A 23,756-nucleotide genomic window follows, 5' to 3' on the forward strand; every position below is an offset into this window, starting at 1 on the left:
TTCCGAACCCGGAAGCTAAGCCTACCTGCGCTGATGGTACTGCACCTGGGAGGGTGTGGGAGAGTAAGACGCCGCCGACATTAAACTTGATAATAAGAAGCAGCGAGTTGGATCTGGTCCTTATGGACTGATTCAACTCGCTGCTTCTTTTTTGTGTTCTTAGTGGAACTCAATATCCAGCCGGGCCCGTTGAACCCTCCGTGCGAAGAGGCTGGATTGTCCGCAGCATGATTCAGTTTTTGCTGCTTCCGAGCTCGGTCAACCATACTGGTCACTACCAACTTGAGTCAGCTAACCGGGCTACGGAGGCAGAAGTATGAATACGCAGGGGAAAGAGCACTCTCTTCCCGAGGTTGCGAGCGGCTACGCCGCCCGCGCCATCGACCTGGTCAAAACATATGGGCACGGCGAGGCCAAGGTAACCGCCTTGGACCATGTAGAAATCGGCTTTGAAAAGAACCGCTTCACCGCGATCATGGGGCCTTCGGGATCCGGCAAATCAACGCTCATGCACTGCATGGCGGCCCTAGATAGCCCGACCAGCGGCCAGACCTATATCGGCGACACCGAGCTGTCTGAGCTGAACGAGAAGCAGATTACAACCCTGCGCCGCGACCGCCTCGGGTTCATCTTCCAAGCTTTCAACCTCGTCCCGACCCTGACGGCCGCGGAAAACATCACCCTGCCCCTGGATGTTGCCGGCAAGAAGGTTGACTCATCCTGGTTCCAGGAAGTCACCACTCGCCTCGGCCTAGCAGAACGACTTAGCCACCGGCCCAGCGAACTTTCCGGCGGCCAGCAGCAACGCGTTGCCTGCGCCCGCGCACTCGTTGCCCGCCCTGAGATTATCTTCGGCGACGAACCAACCGGCAACCTAGACTCCAACAGCTCCCAAGAGGTCCTCGACATTCTCCGCACGGCGGTGGACCAAGACGATCAGACCGTCGTCATTGTGACTCACGACCCAAAGGCAGCCAGTTACGCCGACCGGGTGCTTTTCCTCGCGGACGGCAAGGTTGTCCACGAATTGGAAAGCCCAACTGCCGAAGACATCCTCTCGACGATGAGCCGAATCGAGGACTACTGATGCCACAGAGCGCCAATGGGTCCTGCATCAGCGGGGCAGCTGCGGTGGGGCGCTTGAGCTTTCGCTCCATTGCAGCACACAAGGTCCGGCTGCTGCTGACAGTCCTCGCTGTCATTCTTGGAACCGCGTTTATCGCCGGCTCCCTGATGTTCACAGCGGGGCTTTCCCGAACCTTTGATTCGCTCGTCGACGGGGAGATGAAGAACGTCGACGCAGTGGTCAGTGCCTCGCCCTCGCCACATGAAGGCTCCAGCGGCGGTGCGGACGGACAGTCCACAGGTTCGCAATCACGCAACTCTGGTGACACCGCTGAAACCGTTGCCGGGGGTCAAGCGACGCGCGCTGGGGAGGATGCTACGCGGGCACCGGCTGACCGTGCAGCGGGTCAACCCCAAGCGCCCTCCAACCGACGCATCAGTGATGACGATCTGCGTCGTATCCAACAGATGCCCGGTGTCAGCCAGGTGAACATCGCTGACCAGGTTCAAGCTGTTGCCGCCACGGCAAGCGGCGAGACTTTGAAGTCGGCCCCCGCGCCAACGATGCTGCAGCCCTTCTACAATGGCGAAGAATCGGTGAAGGGCGAGACGCACATTATCGACGGTGCCGCGCCCACAGCCGCCGGCGAAGTGGCCATCAACGCCAGCGCGGCAGAAACTCATGGCGTCAAGGTCGGGGACCGGCTGAAGGTCGTCACTTCGCGGAACCAGGACGAGGTGACAGTCACCGGCATTTACGATTCCGATATCGAAACCGGCGGCTTCATCGGTCTATCGGTTGCCGCTGAGACCTTCAAGGAGAAATTCCTACAGTCGGGGGAACCGCGCACTCTTTATGTCGGCTCGGCCCCCGGCACCACCGCAGACGAGCTTGTTGACCGCCTGGCTGCCGAATTCCCCTATAGCGTTCAGACGGGGGAGGAGGTCTCCGAGGAGCTTTCCGCTGAGATTTCGAAGGCGCTGAGTTTCGTCAGCTACTTTTTGATCGCCTTCGGGCTCGTGGGCCTGCTGGTAGGGACCTTCATCATCGCCAACACCTTCTCGATGATCGTGGCGCAGCGGATGCGGGAATTCGCTCTGCTCCGCGCCCTGGGTGTCTCCCGCGGCCAACTCACGGCTTCCGTGGTTTTCGAGGCCGCGGTGGTGGGCGTCCTCGGCTCGGCTCTCGGTGTGCTTGCCGGAATGGGGCTAGTGAAGGCCATCTATGCGGTTCTCGAAAGCACTGGTGCGGGGCTCCCTGCGGGCGGGATCGTCCTGACACCTTTGGCGGTCGCGCTCCCCATGATCGTCGGAGTGCTCGTCACCATCCTCAGTGCGTGGGCACCCGCCCGCAGTGCAGGGGCCACTCGCCCCGTCGAGGCCATGCGTTCCGGTGACGCCAGCAGCTCCAGCTCCCTGGTGGGGCGCACCATTGCCGGAGGGCTCGCCTTCGCGGTCGGTGTCGCTATTGCCCTCGCCGGGGCGCTCGGCGACGGCTGGAGCACGAAGACGCGGGCCATTCTGGTCGGGGTCGCTGCGGTCCTTGTCATCCTGGGGACGTTCCTGGCTTCACCGGCGGTCGCGCGTCGCGCTGTGCCAGCGATCGGCCGGGTTGTTGGGCTGCCTTTCGGCACCGTCGGCGCACTCGCGCGGAAGAACTCCGCCCGGAACCCACGGCGCACCGCCACCACCGCCTTCGCCCTCACCCTGGGACTGGCGCTCGTCGGAGCCGTCGGGATGCTGGGAGCGTCGATGAAGGCCTCCGTGGCCGAGGTGACCGAAACCGCAGTGAAGGCCGACTTCGTGGCGACGGGTCCGTCGAATAGCGGCTTCCCCGTCCCCAACGGTGCCGTCGGTGCGGTGCAGGAGACCCCGGGGGTGGGTACCGTCGGAGTGATGGGCAGCTCCCTCGTGAACATCGAGGGCATCGGCGCTTTCGCCGGGCAGCCCTTCGCGAACTACTACGGGGGTAACCCCAACGACGGCATCGTGGTCGAGACCGTCGAGGGCACAACAGATCTCGCGGAAGAGGGCTTCATCGCGGATACCAAGACCGCCGCCTCCCACGGCTGGAAGGTCGGCGAAAGCTACCCAGCCCACCTCGGCAAGGTTTCGGCTGGAAAGAAACTCCCTCTGCTCGGCACCTACGAGCCCAATCAGGCGCTCGGCCCCTACGTGTTGAGCCGGGCCGGAGTGGAGAGCGTGCAGCCCTCCGCTCAGGGGCAGTGGCCCGGCCAAATCATGGCCCTTATGGTCACAGCGGTGCCGGGGGAGGGCGGTGGTGACCACAGCGCTCCGGGCGAGCTTCAAGAAGCGCTTCGGGAGGCAACCAAGGACTACATCGTGGTACAGGTCCTCACCCCAGCGGAGGCTTCGGGTGAGGCTGCCGTCATGGTCGACCAGATGCTCAACATCCTCTACGCGCTGCTGGCGCTAGCCATCATCGTGGCCATCCTCGGGATCGTGAACACGCTGGCATTGAACGTGATCGAGAGGCGCCAGGAGATCGGTATGCTTCGCGCGATCGGCACGATGCGCGGCCAGATCCGCCGCATGATCACCCTGGAGGCCGTGCAGATCGCGGTGTATGGGGCGATCGTTGGTGTCCTCATCGGGCTCGGCCTGGGCTGGGCTTTCGTCACGGTCCTCGCGGGGGAGGGGCTGGAAGAACTCGCCGTCCCGTGGCTGCAACTGGTGCTTATGCTCCTTGGATCCGCGCTCGTGGGCGTGGTTGCCGCCGCCTGGCCCGCGATCAAGGCGGGTCGTACCCCTCCGCTGGAGGCCATCGCGGATTAGGGAAAGCCGGCCGCCACTGTGGGGGGGGGTGGCTGGCAGCCCACGGTCATGTTTGGGACGGGGCACTACCAGCGCAAATATAGTTTTCTTAAAGCAATTACTTCGTTTTGCCAACAAATTACCAACGTGTGATGTTTAATCCCCCCTATGACGAAGATCACACGAGGGGGACGGCCGTGGCGAGCTCGTTCCGCATCTTTCATTGCCACCAGTATTCTTTCCACCACTCTGATCGCAGGGGCCGGGTTCGTCGCGCACGCTGACGAATCCTCCTCGAAGGACCAGGATTTCGGCGCAACGCTGTCCTCCGTTGGTTCCAGCGAGGGCGGGGCCCTCGGTTCCTCCGGCACGGGGAAGGCGCCGGAGCAGGGCGATCATGACGCCTTCTACGACACTGATGGCGTCACCACGACCACTCCGGGTGAGATCCTCAAGACCGAGACTGTGCCTTATAACCCCGCACCGCGGGGCATGAAGGGCTACGTCCCGAAGACCGTCGACCGCATCATGTACACCACCACCAACGCACACGGCGAGCTCACCCCGGTGACTGGCTACATCATGGAGCCGCGCGCCGAGTGGAAGGGTAAGGGCGAGCGCCCGACCGTCATTATCGGCCGCGGCACCGTCGGCCAAGGCGATAAGTGCGCCCCGACCCGCAACTGGCCGCTGCACAACCTCCAGGACCCGGTCCAGAGCGGGCGTGGTGTCAACCTCGAGGGTATCTACGACGTCGCGTTCGCCAAGTACGGCGTGCGCGTCATCGTCACCGACTACATCGGCATGGGCACCGACGAGGTTCACACCTACATGAACCGCCTCGACCAGGCCCACGCGATGATCGACGCGGGCCGCGCGGCGCGCAACATCGTCGAGAAGAATGGCGGGAAGTTCGGGAAGGTCGCCTTCTACGGCCACTCCCAGGGTGGCGGCGCGTCCACCGCGGCCGTCGAGGAGGCCCCGAACTACGGCAAGGACCTCGACGTCGCGGGTGCCTACGCCTCCGCGCCACCGGCAGACCTGAACGCCGTGCAGCAGAATATCGACGGCTCCGACCTGATGGGCGCAATCGGCTTCACCATCAACGGCATGCTGGCCCGCTACCCGGAGCTGCGTCCGCTGCTGGAGGAGCACCTCAACGAGGAAGGTGAGAAGGCCCTGGCCGCGACCGCCGAGATGTGCACCGACGAGATCATGGACAACTTCGGCCACCAGGAGACCCGCAACTGGACCAAGGATGGCCGCTCCCTGACCGAGCTGCTCAAGGACATGCCAGCGGCGCAGAAGGCGCTGGAGGATCAGAAGATCGGTAACGGCAAGCCAGAGGCTCCGGTGATGATCGTCTCCGGTCGCTACGACCGCAACGTCGAGTACAACCAGGCGAAGGTCCTGGCGAAGACCTGGCGCGATAAGGGCGCCAGCGTCGTCTACAAGGATGACTTCATGCCGCCGATCGGCGAGTACAACCACCTCGCCCAGGCTGCAACTGGAGCTCCGTATGGTCTGGACTTCATCATCGCCCGCTTCAACGACCTGCCGGTCAAGGGCGAGGGTGGGAACTACACCACCGAGTCTTCCCTGCAGGGCTCGAGCCAGTCCTCCTCCGAGGGGTATGGACTCCTGGGGTCCAGCCAGCCCTTCCTGGGCAGCTCCGCCCGGGACTAAGTACTAGCCGAAGCTAGTGCCAGCGGGTCGCAGGCCGGCGGCTCCGGCGAAGCCCGCAGCGTACGCTGCGGGCTTTTAGCCGTTGAGCTCGCGGCTGGCGATCTCCGCACCCTCGACGAGGGACTGCAGCTTCGCCCATGCGATCTGCTCGTGGAGGCGACCGCCCAGGCCACAGTCCGTCGACGCGATGACGTTCTCCGGGCCGACGAGCTCAGCGAACTGAATGATGCGATCCGCGACCAGGCGCGGGTGCTCCACCACATTCGTGGAGTGGGAGACTACACCCGGGTAGATCACGGTGCCCTCCGGCAGCTTGTGGTCCTGCCAGACACGCCACTCGTGGGCGTGGCGTGGTGAAGCGCCCTCGAAGGAGTAGCCGCCGACCTCGGCGCGCAGGATCTCCTCGACGATATCGCCGAACGGCACGTCGGTGACGTGCGGGCCGTGCCAGGAACCCCAGCAGATGTGCAGGCGGGTCTGCTCGCGCGGCAGATCCTTCACGGCGTGGTTGATGGCGTCCACGCGGGTGCGGATGTACGCCCGGTAGTCCTCGATGGACGGCTCCGGGTTGATCTGGTCCCAGGACTCCGCCAGCGACGGGTCGTCGATGGATACCGTCAGCCCAGCATCGGTGATGGCGCGGTACTCTTCCGCCATCGCGTCGGCACAGGCCCAGACGACGTCCTCATCCGTCTCGTAGTACTCGTTCTTCAGTCGGGCCGCGGACCCCGGGGACAGGGCGGCGACGAAGCCCTCGGTGGCACCGGTCTTCTTCATGGCGTTAGTCAGCAGCTGGACGTCGGTGTCGATCTGGTCCTTGCCGATGTAGGTGATCGGGCCGGTGATCTTCGGGTTACCGACGGAGGCGCGGTTGGCGAGGATGCCGGAGGCCGGGTCCTCGTATGCCTCGCGGAAGAGGGTGCGGTCACGGCGGTCGGCGAAGCTGGTCAGGCGGATGTTGCCCGGCTCGGAGCGGATGGCCTCCTGGTTGGCCCAGCGGTCCTCGTCGGTCATCGTCAGCCCACCCAGGCGGGAGAAGCTGTAGTTCCACCAGGCGCCGTAGTCGACGGCACCGCTGGTGACGTGGCCGTATTCGCCCTCATTGATGATGCTGATGCCCATCTCGTGCTGCTTGGCGACGACCTTGTCGATGGATTCCTGGAGGATGCCCAGGAAGTCTTCGCGCTCGATCTCGCCGGCGGCGAACTTGTTGTTGACCTCGAGTAGTTCCTTCGTACGCGGCAGGCTGCCGACGTGCGTGGTTTTGATGTTGACGCTCATCGTCTGTTTTCGCTTTCCTTGGTCGTGGGGCCAGCGTTGCCACTGGCTGTGGGTGTTGCCCAGTCTATCTGTGCCGGGAGGCGGCCTGAATGAGTGGGGCTGGTAGACCGCCGGGGCAAGCTGCTGCCGCGACCAGAGCCGTGTCTGGGAGGGGAACTAAGATCGAAGGCATGACCGATGGTGAGAAGAAAAGCACTGATCAGAACGCCAAGACCCTGGGGGCCACCCCGAACTCCGATATCGCGAGCCTGCCGGGGGCGCACCGCGATGTGCAGGAAGGCGTGGCGCCGCTGACCCCAGCCGAGCAGCTGGTGCAGCTCAATAATTTCTTTGAGGACAATTACCCGGAGATTTTCCGCTCCCTGACAACCGACGAGGGGGCGGAGTATACGCAGCAGGGCCAGCCGGTTCCGCAGGAACTTACAGCGGCCACGGAGCGCATGTGGTCGAAGGTCCCGGACTTGCTGACTCACAGCAGCCAGCTGGTGTTGGGCGCAGGTCTGGATCACGCGATGCCGCACGTGGCGTTCTGCCGGGAAGGTATTAGCTCCGCGGCGTGGCCGGTGGGGCAACCTGGCGTCGCCGAGTTTCCGCAGGGCGTGGGCGCGACGGTGCTGCGCCCGGACGAGCCCACCGGTGCGCTCGCGATCTCTCTGCACGGTGGGCCGGGCTGGTTCGGTGATCAGCAGGCGCACGAGCAGCTCTGGCAGCCGTTGTTCGCAGCGCTGGCCCAGCAGTCCGGCGTCACCATCGTGGATCTGACCTATCCGCTGCCCCTGGCTGGCGGCGATGGCGCGCGGGGCTGGGAGGCGACGGTCGCGGCCGTGGGACAGGCCTTCGACGCCGTGCGCGGCAGCGCCGAGGCCCTGGGCTGCGATGAGGCTCGGGCCGGAATCGTGGCATTCGGCTCCGGATTGGTCGCTGCAGCCCAGGCCCTGCGCGAGGCGGCGTGGGTGGCAGCGCTGAGCCCACGTATCGCGGGCTCGCTGGAGGAACTGGAGGGGGAGAAGCTGGGTATTCCGGCACTGCTTTCTATTGCCAGCGAGGACTCGCGCGCCACCCCGGCGGAGCGCGCGGCCAGCTTCGCGGAGTCGGTGTTCTCCGAGGTCGACACCCAGGAGTTCCTGAGTGAGCACATCATCGCTCCGCCGACCGTGTGGCGCGAGCGGGTGAGCGCGGCAGGGCAGTGGCTAGCCCGCTGCTAAGCGTCGAGCGCTGCACGTTGCGGTAGGGGCGCGGTAGCGGCGCGGCGCTGTTTCCTGCCCGGGGGTTTGTGCAGGCTGCTTGTTAGGTGCCCGGTCGTCTATCGGGTGCCATCAGTAACCCGACGTGGGGAGAGTGACATTACCCCCGCCCTTGGTCTTCGTTGAACAATCCTATAAAGTGACCTAAATCACTGATGGAAAGGTGCGACTATGACCACGAATCCCAACCAGGCTGAAACACAGCCAGGAGCAGCCTCTACCCCAGTGGATAGCACTGACGCCAAGGCCGCTAAGGCAAAGCGTCGGGCCACCCGCGCAACCACGATGGGCGCCATGTTCCTGATGGCCACCAGCGCCATCGGCCCAGGCTTCATCACGCAGACCAGCGTGTTCACCGTCCAGCTGGGCGCCGCCTTCGCCTTCGCGATCCTGGTGTCGATCCTCGTGGACATCGCCATCCAGCTGAACGTCTGGCGCGTCCTCGGTGTCTCCGGGATGCGAGCCAATGAGCTCGGCAACGCGGTCGTCCCAGGCCTCGGCTGGGTCATGGGCGCGTTCGTCTTCGTGGGCGGCCTGATCTTCAACATCGGCAACATCGGTGGCGCGGGCCTCGGCACGAACGCAATGCTCGGCATAGACCCCATCATCGGTGGTGCGATCTCGGCGCTGGTCGCCGCCCTGGTCTTCCTCTCTAAGTGGGCTGGTGCAGCTCTGGACCGCATCGTCGTGATCCTCGGTGCCCTGATGATCCTGCTGATGATCTACGTGGCCATCGTATCCGCCCCACCCGTCGGTGAGGCGCTGAAGCAGACCGTGGTTCCGGATCAGATCGACTTCGTCATCATCACCACCCTCATCGGCGGAACGGTTGGCGGCTACATCACCTTCTCCGGCGCCCACCGCCTCATCGACTCCGGCCTGACCGGCCCGGAGCACGCCAAGGACATCACCCGCGTCTCCGTCACCGGCATCCTCGTCACCGGCGTGATGCGCACCCTGCTCTTCCTCGCCATCTTCGGCGTCGTCGCTTCCGGTGTGGCCCTGTCCGGCGACAACATCGCCGCCGATGCCTTCCGCGCCGCCGCCGGCGAGATCGGCGTCCGCTTCTTCGGCATCGTCCTGTGGGCCGCCGGCCTGACCTCCGTCATCGGCGCGTCCTTCACCTCCGTGAGCTTCGTGACCACGCAGAAGATCGCACCGCGCACCCGCAACCTGCTGACCCTCGCATTCATCCTGGTCTGTGCCGTCGCCTACGTCGTGCTCAACCAGGCGCCGCAGAAGCTGCTGATCTTCGCCGGCGCATTCAACGGCCTGATCCTGCCGATCGGCTTCGGCGTGGTGCTGTGGGTGGCCTGGCGCCGCCGCGACCTGCTGAAGGGCTACAAGTACCCGGTGTGGCTGTGGTCCATCGGCGCGATCACCTGGCTACTGACCCTCTGGCTCGGCTGGCGCTCCCTGTCCGGAATCGCCGCCATGTGGGCCTAAGCGAGGTGGGGTTGAGATGAGCACCAGCACGCACGAGATGTCGCCGGCGGCCGCCCGTGCCGCCTTCCGCAATGGCCTGGCCGTCCCATCCGCCGGTTACTCGGATGGTTACGCGCAGGCCAACCTCATGGTCCTGCCGAAGGAATACGCCTTCGACTTCCTGCTTTTTGCCCAGCGCAACCCCAAGCCCTGCCCCATCCTCGGGGTGCTCGAGCCAGGGCAGCTGAACTCTGAGCTGCTGCCCGGCGGGGACATCCGCACCGACATCCCGAAGTACCGCGTCTACCGCGACGGCGAGCTGACAGGCGAGTATCCGGACGTCACCCAGTTCTGGCGCGACGATCTCGTCAGCTTCCTCATCGGCTGCTCCTTCACCTTCGAAGGTGCCCTGTTGGACAACGGCATCCCGGTCGCCCACATCGAGCAGGGGCGCAATGTCCCGATGTATAAGACGTCCATTCCGACCACCCCCGCGGGGAGGTTCCACGGTCCGCTGGTCGTCTCGATGCGGCCGATTCCGGCATCCCAAGTTGCGGACGCCGTCCGCGTGACCTCCCGCTACCCGGCAGTCCACGGTGCGCCAGTGCACGTGGGGGACCCCGCCACGATTGGCATTAGCGATCTCGCGTCCCCCGACTACGGCGACGCCGTCGACATTCCGGACGGGCATATCCCGGTGTTCTGGGCCTGTGGCGTGACCCCGCAGGCCGCAGTGATGGAAACCAAGCCCAGCCTGGCGATCGCCCACGCGCCGGGACACATGTTGGTCACCGACGCCCGCGACCTGCAGTACCAGGTGCCCTAAACCGCGCGTCGCTGGTAGGGGGCTAGTTGGCGAGGTACTTCTGTACCGCGGTGGGGGTGGAGACCAGCGAGTCCTCCAGGATGTCTGCGGCCGCGTCGAAGTCCATCCGCTCGAGGGCGTCCATGATTTCGCGATTCTTCGCCACGAACGGGGCGTGAAATTCGGGCTCCGCCTCCAGAACTTGGAGGAAGGCCAGGCGCATCAGCGCCAGAATTCGGTCCATCATGTCCTCGACCATCGAGGAGCCCACCCCGGCGACGATGACCCGGTGGAAGCGCTGGTTCGCGTCCGCGACCTTCGCCAGGTCACCATCCTCGAGGGCCTGTTCCGCCGCGGCGACGATCGTCGAGAGGCGGGGAACGTCCACATCTGCGGTGCGCAGCGCGTTCGGCTCGATGAACGCGCGGGCGGTATAAAAATCCGCCACATCCGCCACCGTGGGCTTGGCGATGAACACGCCACGGTGGTGGATTCGGGTCACCAGGCCCTGGCTCGCGAGCTCAGCGAAGCCTTCGCGCAGGGTATTTCGAGACACGTCCAGGCGCTCGGCGAGCTGAACCTCGTTGAGCTTTTCCCCCGGCTGATAGCGCCCGCGGGAGATTTCCTGGCGGAGTTGATTGGCGACCGTTTGGGACCTCATGATGAATTATCCTAGGCAACGCCACTGCCAGGAACGAAGCCAGGATGTGCTTAAGGGGCAGCCCAGTGCAGAGCCCCAGCGCAGAGAAAGAGGCCCAACGGGCGTATCAACACCCGTTGGGCCTCCGCGCGGGGAGAGGTTGGCTCCAATGACGCGCCGCTGCCAGCCTCTTTTGATCCGCTAGCTGATGCGGGCCAGGACCTCACCCTGGGCCACAGAGCCTCCCTCGGCGATATCGGAGCGGCGCAGCATGCCCGCAGCCGGCGCCTTGACCGGGGACTCCATCTTCATTGCCTCGATGATCGCCACGGTGTCGCCCTCCGCGACCTCCGCGCCGTCCTCGACCTTCCAGCTGATGAGCACACCGGCATAAGGGGAGGTAATGGTATCCGCGCCCGTCGGTTCGGATGCAGCGGAACCGGCGGAGCTCTGCGCTGCCGCGCTCTCAGATCCGGCCGCCCCCTGCGCTGGGGCCGCGCCCAGCCCGGAGAGCACGCTCATCGGCAGGCCCACTCGGTGCAGCTTGCCGTCGATCTCGATGTTGACCTCCGTGCGCTCCGTGTAGGCGGCCTCCACGTCGGTGTTGCCATCCCCGAAGCCCGGGACGTACTCCTTATCCACCCAGTCCGTGTACACATCCAGGTGATCCTCGGCGAAGGCCGGGTGGTGGATGATGTCCTTGTGGAACGGGATGACCGTGCGCACGCCCTCGATCTTCAGGTCCCGCAGCGCCTCCTCGGAGCGGCGCAGCGCCACCTGGCGGTTCGGGCCCCACACGATGAGCTTCGCGATCAGCGAGTCGTAGCTGCCTGGGATGGTGGACCCGGAGCGCACGCCGGTATCCACGCGGACGCCGGGGCCGGTCGGCGGCTCGAAGGTCCGGACCAGACCCGGGCAGGGGACGAAGCCGTTCGCGGCGTCCTCGGCATTGATGCGGAACTCGAAGGCGTGGCCGGTCGGGGCGGGGTCGGCGTCGAAGGAGAGCTCCAGGCCAGCGGCGATGCGGAACTGCTCCTGGACGATGTCCACCCCGGAGACCACCTCGGTGACTGGGTGCTCAACCTGGACGCGGGTGTTGACCTCGAGGAAGGAGACGGTGCCGTCCTCGGCGACGATGAACTCCACCGTGCCGGCGCCGGTGTAGCCAGCCTCGCGGCAGATCTCGCGGGCACCCTCGTAGATGGAGGTGTTCTGCTCATCCGTCAGGAACGGCGCCGGGGCCTCCTCGACGAGCTTCTGGAAGCGGCGCTGCACGGAGCAGTCGCGGGTGCCGACGATGTGGACGTTGCCGTGGGTATCCGCCAGCACCTGCGCCTCGACGTGGCGCGGCTTGGTGAGGAACTTCTCCACGTAGCACTCGCCGCGACCGAAGGCTGCCTTGGCCTCGCGGCCCGCGGAGGCGAAGCCCTCCTCGATATCCGCTTCCTCGTGCACGACCTTCAGGCCGCGACCACCGCCACCGAAGGCAGCCTTGATGGCGATCGGCATGCCGTGCTCGGCAGCGAAGTCCCGGGCCTCCTCCCAGCTCTCGATCGGCTGATCGGTGCCGGGGGCCAGCGGGGCGCCGACCTTGGTGGCCAGCTGGCGGGCAGCGACCTTATCGCCCAGGGTCTCGATGGCCTCCGGGGAGGGGCCGACCCACACCAGCCCGGCGTCCTGCACCGCGCGGGCGAAGTCCGCGTTCTCGGCGAGGAAGCCGTAGCCCGGGTGCACGCAATCCGCGCCGCTGCGGGCCGCGATGTCCAGCAGCGCCGGGATGTTCATGTAGGTATCGGCGGCGGACTCCCCACGCAGCGGGTAGGCCTCGTCCGCGAAGACGGGGTGCTGGTTATCTGCATCCGCGTCGGAGTACACCGCGACCGATTCGATGCCCAGGTCGCGGGCGGCGCGCGCGATGCGCACGGCGATCTCGCCGCGGTTGGCGATGAGGACCTTCTTCAGCGGCAGGGCTGGGGTCGGTTGTTCGTTGTAGAAGGTGCTCACTGTTCTTCCTCCTGGGTATCGGTGTTCTGGTCGGTGGGGTTGATCGGCAGTTCTGCCAGCGTGTCGGGGTCGACGGCACGGAAGGTGACGGTGCTGCCGGGCGGGAGCTGACCGGCGGCGTCCATGTCCTCTGGGATGACCGTCGCGATGACGGGGTACCCGCCGGTGACGGGGTGGTCGGCGAGGAAGAGCACGGGCAGGCCATTGGGCGGGACCTGAATGGAGCCGGGCAGCATGCCTTCGCTAGCCAGCTCCTCCTCGCGGTCGCGGGTCAGCTCGGCACCCTCGGGGCCGGTCATACGCAGCCCGATGCGGTTGGACTGGCCGGAGACCTCCCAGGTCGTGCTGAGGAAGTCCCGCACGGTCTGTTCGGCGAACCAGTCGTCGCGGGGGCCGAGGACGCAGCGCAGGGTTGCGGCGTTCGTGCTGTCCGCCGGGTTGAGGATGGTGGGGTCCGCCGCGGTGCGCGTGGCTCGCCCGGCCTTGAGCAGGTCGCCGTCCGCAAGTGGTGCCGGTCCCATACCGGATAGGACGTCGCTCGCGGCGGAATCGAGGACGGTATCTGTGGCGAGTCCGCCGCGGATCGCCACGTAGTTGCGGGCCCCGGTGCCGGTGGGGCGCACGGCGAGCTCCTCGCCCGCGAGCAGTCCGATCGGCTGTGCGAGGGCCTTGGCCGCCTTGTGACCACTGCGGGTGCTGACCTCCACCGTGGCCTCTGCACCGGTGACCGCGAGGACGGTGTCCACGTTCGCGGTGATGCGCAGTCCGCCGATGTTCTCAATCACGGCGGCGCTGGAGCTGTTGCCCACCGCGGCGTTGGCTGCGCGGGCGCTCGCCCGGTCGAGCGCGCCGGAGCGGGTCACACCAATATCGCCGTGGCCCGGGCGGCCGCGGTCCTGCACGAGGCTGAGCAGGCCGGCGTCCGTGAGGGTCGCGACCGGGCGACCAAGGATCGCCGCCTGGGTGCGGTTGTGCTGGGAGGCCGCCTTGCCGGACCCCGCATTCGAGGACGCCGCGCCGCTGGCCTCGGCGCGGACCGCGCGGTAACGCACGATATCGCCGGGGTTCAGCAACGCCGGGTGTTCGGCGCTTGGGTCCCACATGGGGGTCTTGGTGTGGCCGAGCAGCTGCCAGCCACCGGGGGACTGGCGCGGGTAGACGGCGGAGAACTCGCCGGCCAGGCCGACCGCACCCGCGGGCACCGCGGTGCGGGGGTTGGCGCGCCGGGGCACGTTCCACTCGAAGTTCTCGGCCCCCTCGCTGGTGCTGGCGTCGGCAGGCACGCAGTAGGTGAAGCCGGGCGCGAAGCCACCGAAGGCGGCCATCCACGCCTGGCTGGTGTGGCGGTTGATGAGTTCCTCGGTGCTGATGCTCAGGTGCTCGGCGGTGCTGGCCAGGTCCTCGCCGTCATAGATCACGTCGATCGTGACCTCACGTGGGGTGGTCTGGCCAGCAGCAGCGGGGGAGAACCCGGCCAGCGTTTCCACCGCACGCTGGGCATCACGCGGGGTGGCGAACTCCAGCAGCACGGTGCGGGCGGCGGCGATGGCCGAGGTCTGACCGGCCAGCGGCTGGGCCGTCAGCGCGGCGTGCCAGGTCATGACCTCCGCGAGGTCGGGTAGGTCGACCAGGAGAGCGCGGGTGCCCGCCCGGTGGATGGTGCGCGGTGCCAGGGATGCGTCGGTCATAGGAAGGACCTCACTGCAATGCCTTCGCTATCCAGTCGGGCAGCGATGTGCTCGGCCATGGCGACCGCGCCGGGGGAGTCCCCGTGGATGCATACGGATTCGGCCCCGATGCTGATCTCGCTGCCGTCCACTGCGGTGAGAGTGCCCTCGGTGGCGAGGCGGAGGACACGCTCGGCCACGGCGTCCGGGTCGTGGAGGACGGCGTTGGACTCGCGGCGGGAGACCAGGGTGCCGTCCGGGTTGTAATTGCGGTCAGCAAAGGCCTCACGGACGGCGCGCAGCCCGGCGGCCTCGGCCTTCTCGATCGCGATGGAGCCGGGGAGCAGCAGCAGGGGCAGGTCGCCGAAGGCCTTCACTCCGTCGACGACGGCCTGGGCCTGGGCCTCGTGGTGCACGATCGTGTTGTAGAGCGCGCCGTGGGGCTTGACGTAGGAGACCTTCGTGCCGCGCGAGCGGGCCAGTGCGTCGAGGGCGCCGATTTGGTACAGCACCTCGTCTGCAAGCTCGGCGGGAGCGTAGTCGATGAAGCGGCGGCCGAAGCCGGGCTTGTCGCGGTAGCCGACGTGGGCTCCGATGGTCACGCCGCGCTCGGCGGCAGCCTCGAGGGTCTTGGCGATGTCGTGCGGGTCACCGGCGTGGAAGCCGCAGGCGGTATTCGCAGAGGAGACGACGCGGATCATGGCTGCGTCGTCACTCACCGGATTGCCGGCGTTTGATTCTCCGAGATCGGCGTTTAAGTCGATGAACTGTGCGGAGGTCAAAAGGATCAGCTCCTCCAGAAATTGTTGAACAGTACCTCGAGTGTACGCTGCGTCACGTTTCTGGCGAAGCTGGATGCTGCTTCTCGGGGGTTCTACCCCGTGCGCTGCTGATGAGTCGCCGGCGATCCCATGCCGGCTGCGAGCTACTTGCCCTGGTCGGACTTGAGGAACTGTTCGGCAAGCCCGCGGAGGATGCTGATTCCTTCGTGAAGGGCCGAATGCTGCTCATCGGAGAGCTGCTCGAGCGCTGCGGCGACGACCTCGTCGCGGGCGCGGTTGGCCTTTTCTGCGACCTCTTTGCCGTGCTGGGTGAGTTCGACGCGGACGATGCGCCCGTCCTCCGGCGTCGAGACGCGGCGCACGTGGCCCAATCCCTCGAGGCGGGAGACATGCTGGCTCATCGTCGGCTGGGCGACGTCCTTAGCCTCGGCGAGTTCGGACATCGTGAGCGGGCCGTCTTCCAGCGCGTTCAGCGTGGCGAGCTGAGAGGTGGTGATACCGGAGACGTGATCGACGCGGCGGAGCATATCGACGCTTAAGCGGATCGATTCGCGCGTTTCGGCGGCGAGGTCAACGAGGCGATCGTTGGAGTTCATGGCACCAGGGCTTTCGGGCTCAGGGTGTGGTCGCCTGCTAGGGCGGTGTGGTGAGGGGGTGTGCGGGGCGGGCTGGCCCGCCACGCTTGGGAATTGTCATCCCGTTGTTGAGGGTGTTTATAGCCTATTTGCGTTCGTCGCGCAAAACCACGAGGCTGTGGCGATCCTTCTGGACTTCCTCCCAGCGGTCAACCAGACCCTCCAGGCGGCGCCACTGATTCGACGGGATCGCCCGCTCGGCGTCCTTCCACACCTTCTCGTCGCTGGTTCCCCAGGCCACCGGCATCGGCAGAACCTCCTGGAAGAGCTCTGAGCGACGGGAACGCTGTGCACCCGTCACCGCCATCGACGGCACCCGAGCCCCAACCTCGCGCGGCACCCCGGGGATGGAGGTCACCGTGCGGGCGGCCAGTGCTGGCTCGATCAGGTTCGGACCCGGGTTGGCCTTCGACTTCGTGCTGGCGTCCACCAGGGAGAGCAGCACCATGTCGCGCGGATTGACCTTCGCGATGACTGCCGGGGCCAGCTGGTACATGTCGTAATACTGCTGCGGGCTGCCCATCGCCTTCGGGAGTGCGGGGATGATGATCCAGCACAGGGCGCCGAAGATACCCAGCGAGATCGTGAAACCGATCGTGCGCCCCTGCCAACCATTGACGGCCACCAGGATGGCGATGATCACGAACATCAGCGCGCCCAGGATCGCGGCGGAAATCTGCAGGCGCTTGGCATCCCGGAAGAACTCATTGTGCTTCCGCGCGTAGTCCTCCTCGACGGGGACGTGAAACTCAGTCATTGCTGAAATGTGCCTTCCTTATTAATTATTTTCCACCGGATCCGGCAGGTCCGCCGCATCCATGATGCCGTAGCCATAGCCCTGCTCTGCGAGGAAACGCATGCGGTGGGCTGCGTAGTCAGCATCGAGCGTATCCCGGGTGACGACGGTATAGAAAAAGGCGCCACCACCGTCCGGCTTCGGTCGCAGGATGCGACCCAGGCGCTGCGCCTCCTCCTGCCGGGACCCGAACGTGCCCGAGATCTGGATCGCCACGCTCGCCCCCGGCAGATCGATCGAGAAGTTCGCGACCTTGGAGACCGCCAGCGTTGTGATCTCCCCGTCCCGGAACTGCTGGTAGAGCTTCTCCCGCTTCGTGGTGCTGGTCTTGCCGTCAATGACGGGCACATCCAGCTCCTCGGCGATCTCCTCCAGCTGGTCCACGTAGGCGCCGATGATCAGCGCAGGCTCCTCCGGGTGCATCGCGAGCAGCTTCTTGACCACGCGGTTCTTCGCCGGGGTGGTGGCCGCTAGCCGGTACTTATCGGCCTGCTCGGCGGTCGCATACACCATCCGCTCGGATTCGCTGAGCTGCACGCGCACCTCAGTACAGTCCGCCGGCGCGATCCACCCCTGGGCCTCGATGTCCTTCCACGGCGCGTCGTAGCGCTTCGGGCCGATGAGGCTGAAGACATCGCCCTCCCGACCGTCCTCGCGCACCAGCGTCGCCGTCAACCCCAGGCGGCGGCGGGACTGCAGGTCGGAGGTCATGCGGAACACCGGCGCGGGCAGCAGGTGGACCTCGTCGTAAATGATCAGCCCCCAGTCGCGGGAGTCGAACAGTTCCAGCGCACGGAACTCGCCCTTCGTCTTCCGCGTGACCACCTGGTACGTGGCGATGGTGACGGGGCGGATCTCCTTCTTCTCGCCGGAATACTCGCCGATTTCGTCCGGGGTCAGGCTCGTGCGGCGCAGCAGTTCGTCGCGCCACTGGCGGCCCGCGACGGTGTTCGTCACGAGGATCAGCGTGGTGGCCTTCGCCTTGGACATCGCGGCCGCGCCCACCATCGTCTTACCAGCACCGCAGGGCAGGACGACGACGCCGGAGCCACCCTCCCAGAAGCTGTCCGCGGCGAGCTGCTGGTAGTCGCGCAGCTCCCAGTCCTCATACTCCGTGGACAGGTCGATCGGGTGCGCCTCGCCGTCAACGTAACCGGCCTCGTCCTCTGCCGGCCAGCCAACCTTCAGCAGTTCCTGTTTGAGCCGGCCACGTTCGGAAGGGTGGACGATGACGGTGTCCGCGTCGATCTGCTCGCCCAGCATCGGCTTGATCTTCCGGTGTCGTTGGATCTCCGCCAGCACTGCTGGGTCCCGGGACTCGAGCACCAGGCCGTGCGCGGGGTGCTTGACCAGGGTGAGCCGACCATAGCGCTCCATCGTCTCCGCGATGTCGATCAGCAGGGGCTGGGGAACAGGGAAGCGGCTGTACTCCTCCAGTACGTGGACGACCTGCTCGGCGTCGTGGCCGGCGGCGCGGGCGTTCCACAGAGCCAGTGGGGTGATGCGGTAGGTGTGCACGTGCTCTGGGGCGCGCTCCAGCTCCGCGAATGGGGCCAGCGCGTTGCGTGCCTCCTGCGCCTGTTCGTGGTCGATTTCCAGCAGCACGGTCTTATCCGACTGCACAATGAGCGGTCCGTTTCCAATGCCCACGCTGTGTGTCACTTCCTTTTTGTTTATCGACGCCACCGCGACGGTGTTGCTCAAGCCAAAGACATCATTTTACGCTGCAGTGGTGCGAACTCGTGCTCCACTATGCTGAGACCCATGATTGCTCAGACGGGAAATCTGCGCCAATGGCAGTATTTCGTGGCTTTAGCGGAGACCGGTAGTTTTACAGCGGCGGCAGCGCGACTGGGAGTGAGTCAGCCGCCTGTCTCCAATGCCATTAAGCGCTTAGAAGCTGGTGTAGGTACACCGCTATTTATCCGAGGGGCGGGGGAGGTGAAACTAACCGAGGCAGGGTTGACCTTGCTTCCATATGCCCGGGTGATTAATCGCGATCTTCAGACTATGCATTCGATGATTGACGGTATCCGAAGTGGTGCGCAAAGCGGGTTTCGTTTGGCCATCAGTAGTGCGCTTCCAAGCGAGATAGGATCGCGTATTGCAGCAAAGGCACAGCAGCATGATGGAGTAGTTTTGTCGTCACTGCCTTCTGTTGAGATTCTTGCCCGTGTTGAAGAAGGCGCTATTCATGCGGGGCTTGTTCAAGCTCCGGTTCCCTTGGGTACTCACCGCAGTGCGAGGCAGTTTTCTCTGTCACGTGATCTAGTGGTGCCGCCGGGGTATTCAAGGTTGGATAAGACCTTGTCTCAATTGAATCTGCTGGTGGAGAACCTGAATGACAATTCAAGTGCAGCCAGTGGTTTGGCGAGAGAGCTATTTCGGTCGGGTGTGTCTTGCGAAATTAATGATTCAGAGGATGCTCTAGGTAGGGGCTTATTGATTGGAAGAGGGGAGGGGATGTCTTTGGTATTTCGCGGTTTTCACCAGTTTGACAATGCTATTGAGCTTCCTTCCCGTTTCGATTTTTCCGTGGATGTAGTGGTTCGCCGAGGTGGGATGGACAATGGCGCCGAGGCCATGGCGGTCGCCGAAAGAATTTGTCGAAGGATTAACCAATGACTGCACGGATGGAGATGGCCCTGGAAAACGTGTTGACGCGGTCGGGGTGTGAGGGATGGTGGTGTGCATCGCGACTGCACGATGGGGTGACTATCGGACGCAAACAAGACGAGAAAATTCCGGTGGCATCCTTATATAAAATCCGGCTCCTCCACCTCACTTTGGAAGCGATTCAACGAGGTGATCTGGATCCTCGTCTTCGTGTTGACGTTGCACCGTCCAAAGGAACTTACGAAGGGTATGGGTTCGCTGCCTTTGATGACGCAGTGAACGTGAGTCTCCGAGACTTAATGAAACAAGTCGCATCGGTGTCAGATAACGTGGCCGCCCACGAGATTTTGCGTCTACTGCCTGCGTGGGCTCGAGAAGCATTTCTTAAACGGTTTCCACCTCATTATGACTTGCAAGATCGGAATAGCTTAGTGACGGCGGAGAAACAATTGCGTCAATATGTTCAATCCCAAGGGGGGAGTAGTACAGATATAGCGTTTTCTGCAGTCTCTTCGTTGGCGGAAATAACTAATGACTTGGAACAGGTTTGGAAAGACGATAGTGCAGCGGTACGTCGATCTATGTGTGAACTCTTGGGGTTGCAGGTGTGGCGTCACCGTGTTCCTTCAGGCTTTCCTCCAAGCGGCGTTGATATCTATGGAAAAACGGGCACTGTAGGACTTCTCCATGGTGAAGCTTCGATTATCCAGGTTGAGGGCGAGGAGCCCATTGTGGTGTCCATCATGCTGAAACAGGTGGTGCCAGAACAAGCAATGAGTACTCACGATGGTGCTATTGGCGAAGTGGCTAGACTGCTCGTGGACGCTCTTCGTTAGAATTTCTGCCACTTGAATACACACTTCTACCAGCGCCTATATGTGAATGAAATGAGACAATTGCATTATGTGATATTGGTGGCATCCAATGCGTCTCACTTAACGTCACTCCCATGATGACTAAGCACAATCGTTTCCGTCAGTCGGTGATTGCACTCTGTTCGCTCTCCGCAGTGATGTTGAGCAGCTGTTCAGCTCTACCGTGGGAATCAGACTCAGACGTATTTCTCAAAGCTTTCAACGCGGGAGATGACAGCAAGGCTGCACGGTATCTGGATCATCCAGACCCGGAGCGCGCCCTTCATGAATTTCGGCAGTCACTTCATGGTGTGAAGGTCAACATCGAAAAATCTGATATTTCCAATGGAAAGCAGAATACTCATGTGACTTGGTCCAAAGATGGTGTGGAGTTGGAGAGCAATGGTCGGCTCGTCCTTAGTGGACAGGATGGTAAGCCTCAATGGTTGCCTTCGATCTTCGAAGCTCAGTTGAGCGATGATTCCGCACTCTTTTTTGCTGAAGATAAACAGTACGATCTTCCAATTAAAGATCGCTTGGGCAATGAATATATGACCTGGACGAAAGTTATTCAGGTACGAGGTCGCAAAGATATAGCCTCTAGAGCGCAGGAATTGGCCCAGATTTTTGCACCAGTGTCTCCCACAACGACTAAGGAGTGGATCGAGCAGACCTTGGGAGAGTCTCAGGATGAAGACACCGTGCTCCTCACTTTGAGGCAGGAAGAATTCCGGAAGATACAAGAGCAACTTAGGACCTTTGAGGGAATTTCCACTGTGGAGCAGGGGCGTCTCTTAAGCGTGTCCAAAACTCTTAACTCTCCGCTGGATGCTGAATTGAACAAATATTGGGAGTCAGTGCTCGATGCTAATTCAGGATGGTCGATACGCGCTGAGAGTTCACAAGGTATGACGACGGTAGCCTCTGAGCCGCCTCGCCGAGTTCAGCCAATCGCAACCACTCTGGATAACACACTGCAAAGCGCAGCAAAACAAGCAGTGGACAGTGAGCAACGTGCCGCAGTTCTAGTCGTGCTCAATCCTAGAACAGGAGGTGTCCTTGCCGTTGCGCAAAATGACAAGGCAAATAACCAAGGGCCAATCGCACTCACCGGGCTATTCCCACCGGGATCGACGTTCAAAACTGTGACCACAGCGGCGGCACTAGAGGCAGGGGCAGTCAGCATGGATGAGGAACTACCTTGTCCTAGCAATATCACCGTCGCTGGACGCAAGATTCCCAACGATCATGACTTCGATCTAGGTAGCGTTCGACTGGAAGAAGCTTTCGCCCAATCATGTAACACAACCCAAGCGGTCATTTCGGATCGTTTGGGAGAAGATGATCTGCAACGGACTGCTTTAGAACTCGGAATTGGCTCCGACTTCGACGTACCAGGGATGACCACACTTACTGGTTCGGTGCCGCGGACACCGGCTGGAGCTCCTCGTGTGGAGGCTTCTATTGGACAGGGCGAGGTTCTAGCTAGTCCATTTGGGATTGCGCTCATGCAATCGACTGTCGCTAACGGCGGCTTGCTTGTTCCTCCACAGCTCATTCAAGGCGAACAGACAGTAGTGAATAAACAGGCAGACCAGCATGTCAGCGATACAACTATTCAAAGCCTCCGGACGATGATGAAATCAACAGTTGACCACGGTTCAGCTAGGTCGTTGAGTGATCTTAGTGCACTTGGCGGAAAGACTGGTACAGCAGAAATTGATGGCAAGCTTTCCAATGGCTGGTTCGCTGGAACGACAGGGGAATTGGCGATTGCGTCCCTTGTAATCGAAGGAGATTCTTCTCAGCCAGCTGTGGAAATGGCCGGGCGTTTCCTTCGCTCGCCGGATGTTCAGAAATTCTCTGGAATTCAATAAACTTGCGTCATAACCTCTAGCACGGCACGTCCACCGCAGCGATGCGGTGGGGTTGGATCGTGAGGCTCTCCCCGGTGGATTCGAGCACCGCGGAGATGGTGGAGGGGGTCATCATCACGATGGAGATCCAGTCATGGCTGGTGGCACCCGCATAGTCCACGTAGTGCAGGCGCACCTGTGTGCCCGCGGTATAGGCGCGGCGCAGCTCGGACATGATCTCCCGCGGCGAGCGGAAGGTCCGGGTGTCCGAGGCCTTCGTGCCGTCCGCCGGGTCCACGGCGATGGCCTGGTCGTGGGCGCGGCGAAAACCCTCCACGGCGCCGTCGATCTCCGAGGCGATCTCGGTGGAGTCCCCAGTGATGTCCATGATGTTGCGCTGGGGAGTATCCACGCGAGACGGGACACGAGCCGAGTGGGGTTCGGTGGCGGAGCCCTGCTGGAATGCCCTGGTGGCGTCGTCAATCAAATACCGCAGGGACTGGGGAACGGACGAGAGACCGCCGGGGGACATGCGATCCAGGAAGGCCTCGATGTCCTTCCATGGGGCGTCATAGCGCTTCGGCCCGATCAGGCTGAATACGTCGCCTTCGCGGCCGTCCTCGCGCACCAGGGTGGCGGTGAGCCCCAGACGGCGGCGAGACTGCAGGTCGGAGGTCATGCGGAACACCGGGGCAGGCAGCAGGTGAACCTCGTCGTAAATGATTAAGCCCCAGTCGCGGGAGTCGAACAGCTCCAGCGCCCGGTATTCGCCCTTCGACTTGCGCGTGACCACTTGGTAGGTGGCGATGGTCACGGGGCGGATCTCCTTCTTCTCTCCGGAGTATTCGCCGATTTCATCCTCCGTCAGGGAGGTGCGTCGCAGCAGCTCGTCACGCCACTGGCGGCCTGCGACGGTGTTCGTCACCAGGATCAGGGTCGTGGCCTTCGCCTTGGACATCGCGGCCGCGCCGACCATCGTCTTACCAGCACCGCAGGGCAGGACGACGACGCCGGAGCCGCCCTCCCAGAAGCTGTCCGCGGCGAGCTGCTGGTAGTCGCGCAGCTCCCAGTCCTCGTGCTCGGTGGACAGGCTGATCGGGTGCGCCTCGCCGTCCACGTAACCGGCCTCGTCCTCTGCTGGCCAGCCGACCTTCAGCAGCTCCTGCTTGAGTCGACCACGCTCGGAGGGGTGGACGATGACGGTGTCCGCGTCGATCTGCTCGCCCAGCATCGGCTTGATCTTCCGGTGCCGTTGGATCTCCGCCAGGACGGCGGCGTCCCGGGACTCGAGCACCAGGCCGTGCGCGGGGTGCTTGACCAAGGTGAGCCGACCATAGCGGTCCATCGTCTCCGCGATGTCGATCAGCAGGGGCTGGGGGACAGGGAAGCGGCTGTACTCCTCCAGTACGTGGACGACCTGCTCGGCGTCGTGGCCGGCGGCGCGGGCGTTCCACAGAGCCAGCGGGGTGATGCGGTAGGTGTGCACGTGCTCTGGGGCGCGCTCCAGTTCCGCGAACGGGGCCAGCGCGTTACGTGCCTCCTGCGCCTTCGGGTGGTCGATCTCGAGCAGCACGGTCTTATCCGACTGCACGATCAAGGGGCCGTCGCCGATGGGCAAAGCCGTT

18 protein-coding genes and 1 rRNA gene are annotated in these 23,756 nt (G+C 63.7%); 10 read left to right on the forward strand and 9 right to left on the reverse strand.

Annotated features, from left to right (window positions below; translation table 11 throughout):
* The 4 genes from rrf to QP997_RS08450 form a co-directional block, all read left to right on the forward strand.
* Positions 1-80: ribosomal RNA gene (gene rrf, locus QP997_RS09940) — 5S ribosomal RNA — on the forward strand; the annotation flags it as partial.
* A gap of 236 nt (positions 81-316) precedes the next feature.
* Positions 317-1,087 (forward strand): ABC transporter ATP-binding protein, encoded by a 771-nt coding sequence (locus QP997_RS08440; RefSeq protein WP_284846857.1) that lies wholly within the window; start codon positions 317-319, stop codon positions 1,085-1,087.
* Complete coding sequence (locus tag QP997_RS08445; protein WP_148792587.1) at positions 1,087-3,861, forward strand: ABC transporter permease; 2,775 nt, start codon at positions 1,087-1,089, stop codon at positions 3,859-3,861. The genes QP997_RS08440 and QP997_RS08445 overlap by 1 nt, the downstream gene beginning before the upstream one ends.
* A gap of 147 nt (positions 3,862-4,008) precedes the next feature.
* Positions 4,009-5,526 carry a lipase family protein gene (locus tag QP997_RS08450; protein ID WP_284846858.1) on the forward strand — a complete coding sequence of 506 codons (1,518 nt, stop codon included), beginning with the start codon at positions 4,009-4,011 and terminating at the stop codon, positions 5,524-5,526.
* 75 nt (positions 5,527-5,601) lie between these two features.
* On the opposite strand, the gene QP997_RS08455 is transcribed toward QP997_RS08450, so the two are convergent.
* Complete coding sequence (locus QP997_RS08455) at positions 5,602-6,807, reverse strand: cobalamin-independent methionine synthase II family protein (protein WP_284846859.1); 1,206 nt, start codon at positions 6,805-6,807, stop codon at positions 5,602-5,604.
* 170 nt (positions 6,808-6,977) lie between these two features.
* Here QP997_RS08455 and QP997_RS08460 point away from each other — a divergent pair, with 170 nt between their 5' ends.
* From QP997_RS08460 to QP997_RS08470, 3 genes are all read left to right on the forward strand, one after another.
* The gene (locus QP997_RS08460; RefSeq protein ID WP_284846860.1) at positions 6,978-8,012 is read left to right on the forward strand and encodes a hypothetical protein; all 1,035 of its coding nucleotides are present in this window, start codon (positions 6,978-6,980) and stop codon (positions 8,010-8,012) included.
* 210 nt (positions 8,013-8,222) lie between these two features.
* On the forward strand, positions 8,223-9,497 hold the full coding sequence (locus tag QP997_RS08465; protein ID WP_284846861.1) for an NRAMP family divalent metal transporter: 1,275 nt from the start codon (positions 8,223-8,225) through the stop codon (positions 9,495-9,497).
* A gap of 16 nt (positions 9,498-9,513) precedes the next feature.
* A complete protein-coding gene (locus QP997_RS08470) occupies positions 9,514-10,302 on the forward strand; it encodes a putative hydro-lyase (protein ID WP_284846862.1) in 789 nt (262 codons plus the stop codon).
* Between the two features lie 22 nt (positions 10,303-10,324).
* Here the strand turns inward: QP997_RS08470 and QP997_RS08475 are convergent, their stop codons facing one another.
* The 7 genes from QP997_RS08475 to QP997_RS08505 form a co-directional block, all read right to left on the reverse strand.
* Positions 10,325-10,942 carry a GntR family transcriptional regulator gene (locus QP997_RS08475; RefSeq protein ID WP_284846863.1) on the reverse strand — a complete coding sequence of 206 codons (618 nt, stop codon included), beginning with the start codon at positions 10,940-10,942 and terminating at the stop codon, positions 10,325-10,327.
* Between the two features lie 180 nt (positions 10,943-11,122).
* Positions 11,123-12,925 carry an acetyl/propionyl/methylcrotonyl-CoA carboxylase subunit alpha gene (locus tag QP997_RS08480; protein WP_284846864.1) on the reverse strand — a complete coding sequence of 601 codons (1,803 nt, stop codon included), beginning with the start codon at positions 12,923-12,925 and terminating at the stop codon, positions 11,123-11,125.
* Positions 12,922-14,613: a 5-oxoprolinase subunit B/C family protein gene (locus tag QP997_RS08485; RefSeq protein WP_284846865.1), complete on the reverse strand. Its 1,692-nt coding sequence runs from the start codon at positions 14,611-14,613 to the stop codon at positions 12,922-12,924. Before QP997_RS08485 ends, QP997_RS08480 begins: the two co-directional genes overlap by 4 nt.
* Positions 14,610-15,374 (reverse strand): LamB/YcsF family protein, encoded by a 765-nt coding sequence (locus QP997_RS08490; RefSeq protein WP_284758611.1) that lies wholly within the window; start codon positions 15,372-15,374, stop codon positions 14,610-14,612. Before QP997_RS08490 ends, QP997_RS08485 begins: the two co-directional genes overlap by 4 nt.
* Positions 15,375-15,517: 143 nt before the next feature.
* Positions 15,518-15,970, reverse strand: coding sequence for a MarR family winged helix-turn-helix transcriptional regulator (locus QP997_RS08495; protein WP_284758610.1), 453 nt, complete (start codon positions 15,968-15,970; stop codon positions 15,518-15,520).
* Between the two features lie 124 nt (positions 15,971-16,094).
* Positions 16,095-16,766 carry a DUF3239 domain-containing protein gene (locus QP997_RS08500; RefSeq protein WP_284846866.1) on the reverse strand — a complete coding sequence of 224 codons (672 nt, stop codon included), beginning with the start codon at positions 16,764-16,766 and terminating at the stop codon, positions 16,095-16,097.
* 21 nt (positions 16,767-16,787) lie between these two features.
* The gene (locus tag QP997_RS08505) at positions 16,788-18,455 is read right to left on the reverse strand and encodes a DNA repair helicase XPB (RefSeq protein WP_284846867.1); all 1,668 of its coding nucleotides are present in this window, start codon (positions 18,453-18,455) and stop codon (positions 16,788-16,790) included.
* Between the two features lie 114 nt (positions 18,456-18,569).
* Here QP997_RS08505 and QP997_RS08510 point away from each other — a divergent pair, with 114 nt between their 5' ends.
* From QP997_RS08510 to pbp2m, 3 genes are all read left to right on the forward strand, one after another.
* Positions 18,570-19,430 carry a LysR family transcriptional regulator gene (locus tag QP997_RS08510; RefSeq protein ID WP_012360809.1) on the forward strand — a complete coding sequence of 287 codons (861 nt, stop codon included), beginning with the start codon at positions 18,570-18,572 and terminating at the stop codon, positions 19,428-19,430.
* On the forward strand, positions 19,427-20,257 hold the full coding sequence (locus QP997_RS08515; protein WP_070604856.1) for a serine hydrolase: 831 nt from the start codon (positions 19,427-19,429) through the stop codon (positions 20,255-20,257). The genes QP997_RS08510 and QP997_RS08515 overlap by 4 nt, the downstream gene beginning before the upstream one ends.
* 113 nt (positions 20,258-20,370) lie before the next feature.
* Complete coding sequence (pbp2m, locus tag QP997_RS08520) at positions 20,371-22,152, forward strand: penicillin-binding protein PBP2M (protein WP_284846868.1); 1,782 nt, start codon at positions 20,371-20,373, stop codon at positions 22,150-22,152.
* Between the two features lie 16 nt (positions 22,153-22,168).
* On the opposite strand, the gene QP997_RS08525 is transcribed toward pbp2m, so the two are convergent.
* A complete protein-coding gene (locus QP997_RS08525; RefSeq protein WP_284846869.1) occupies positions 22,169-23,749 on the reverse strand; it encodes a helicase-associated domain-containing protein in 1,581 nt (526 codons plus the stop codon).
* Positions 23,750-23,756: the final 7 nt, after the last annotated feature.

It is taken from the genome of Corynebacterium sp. MSK039 (assembly GCF_030232315.1).
Classification (GTDB): domain Bacteria; phylum Actinomycetota; class Actinomycetes; order Mycobacteriales; family Mycobacteriaceae; genus Corynebacterium.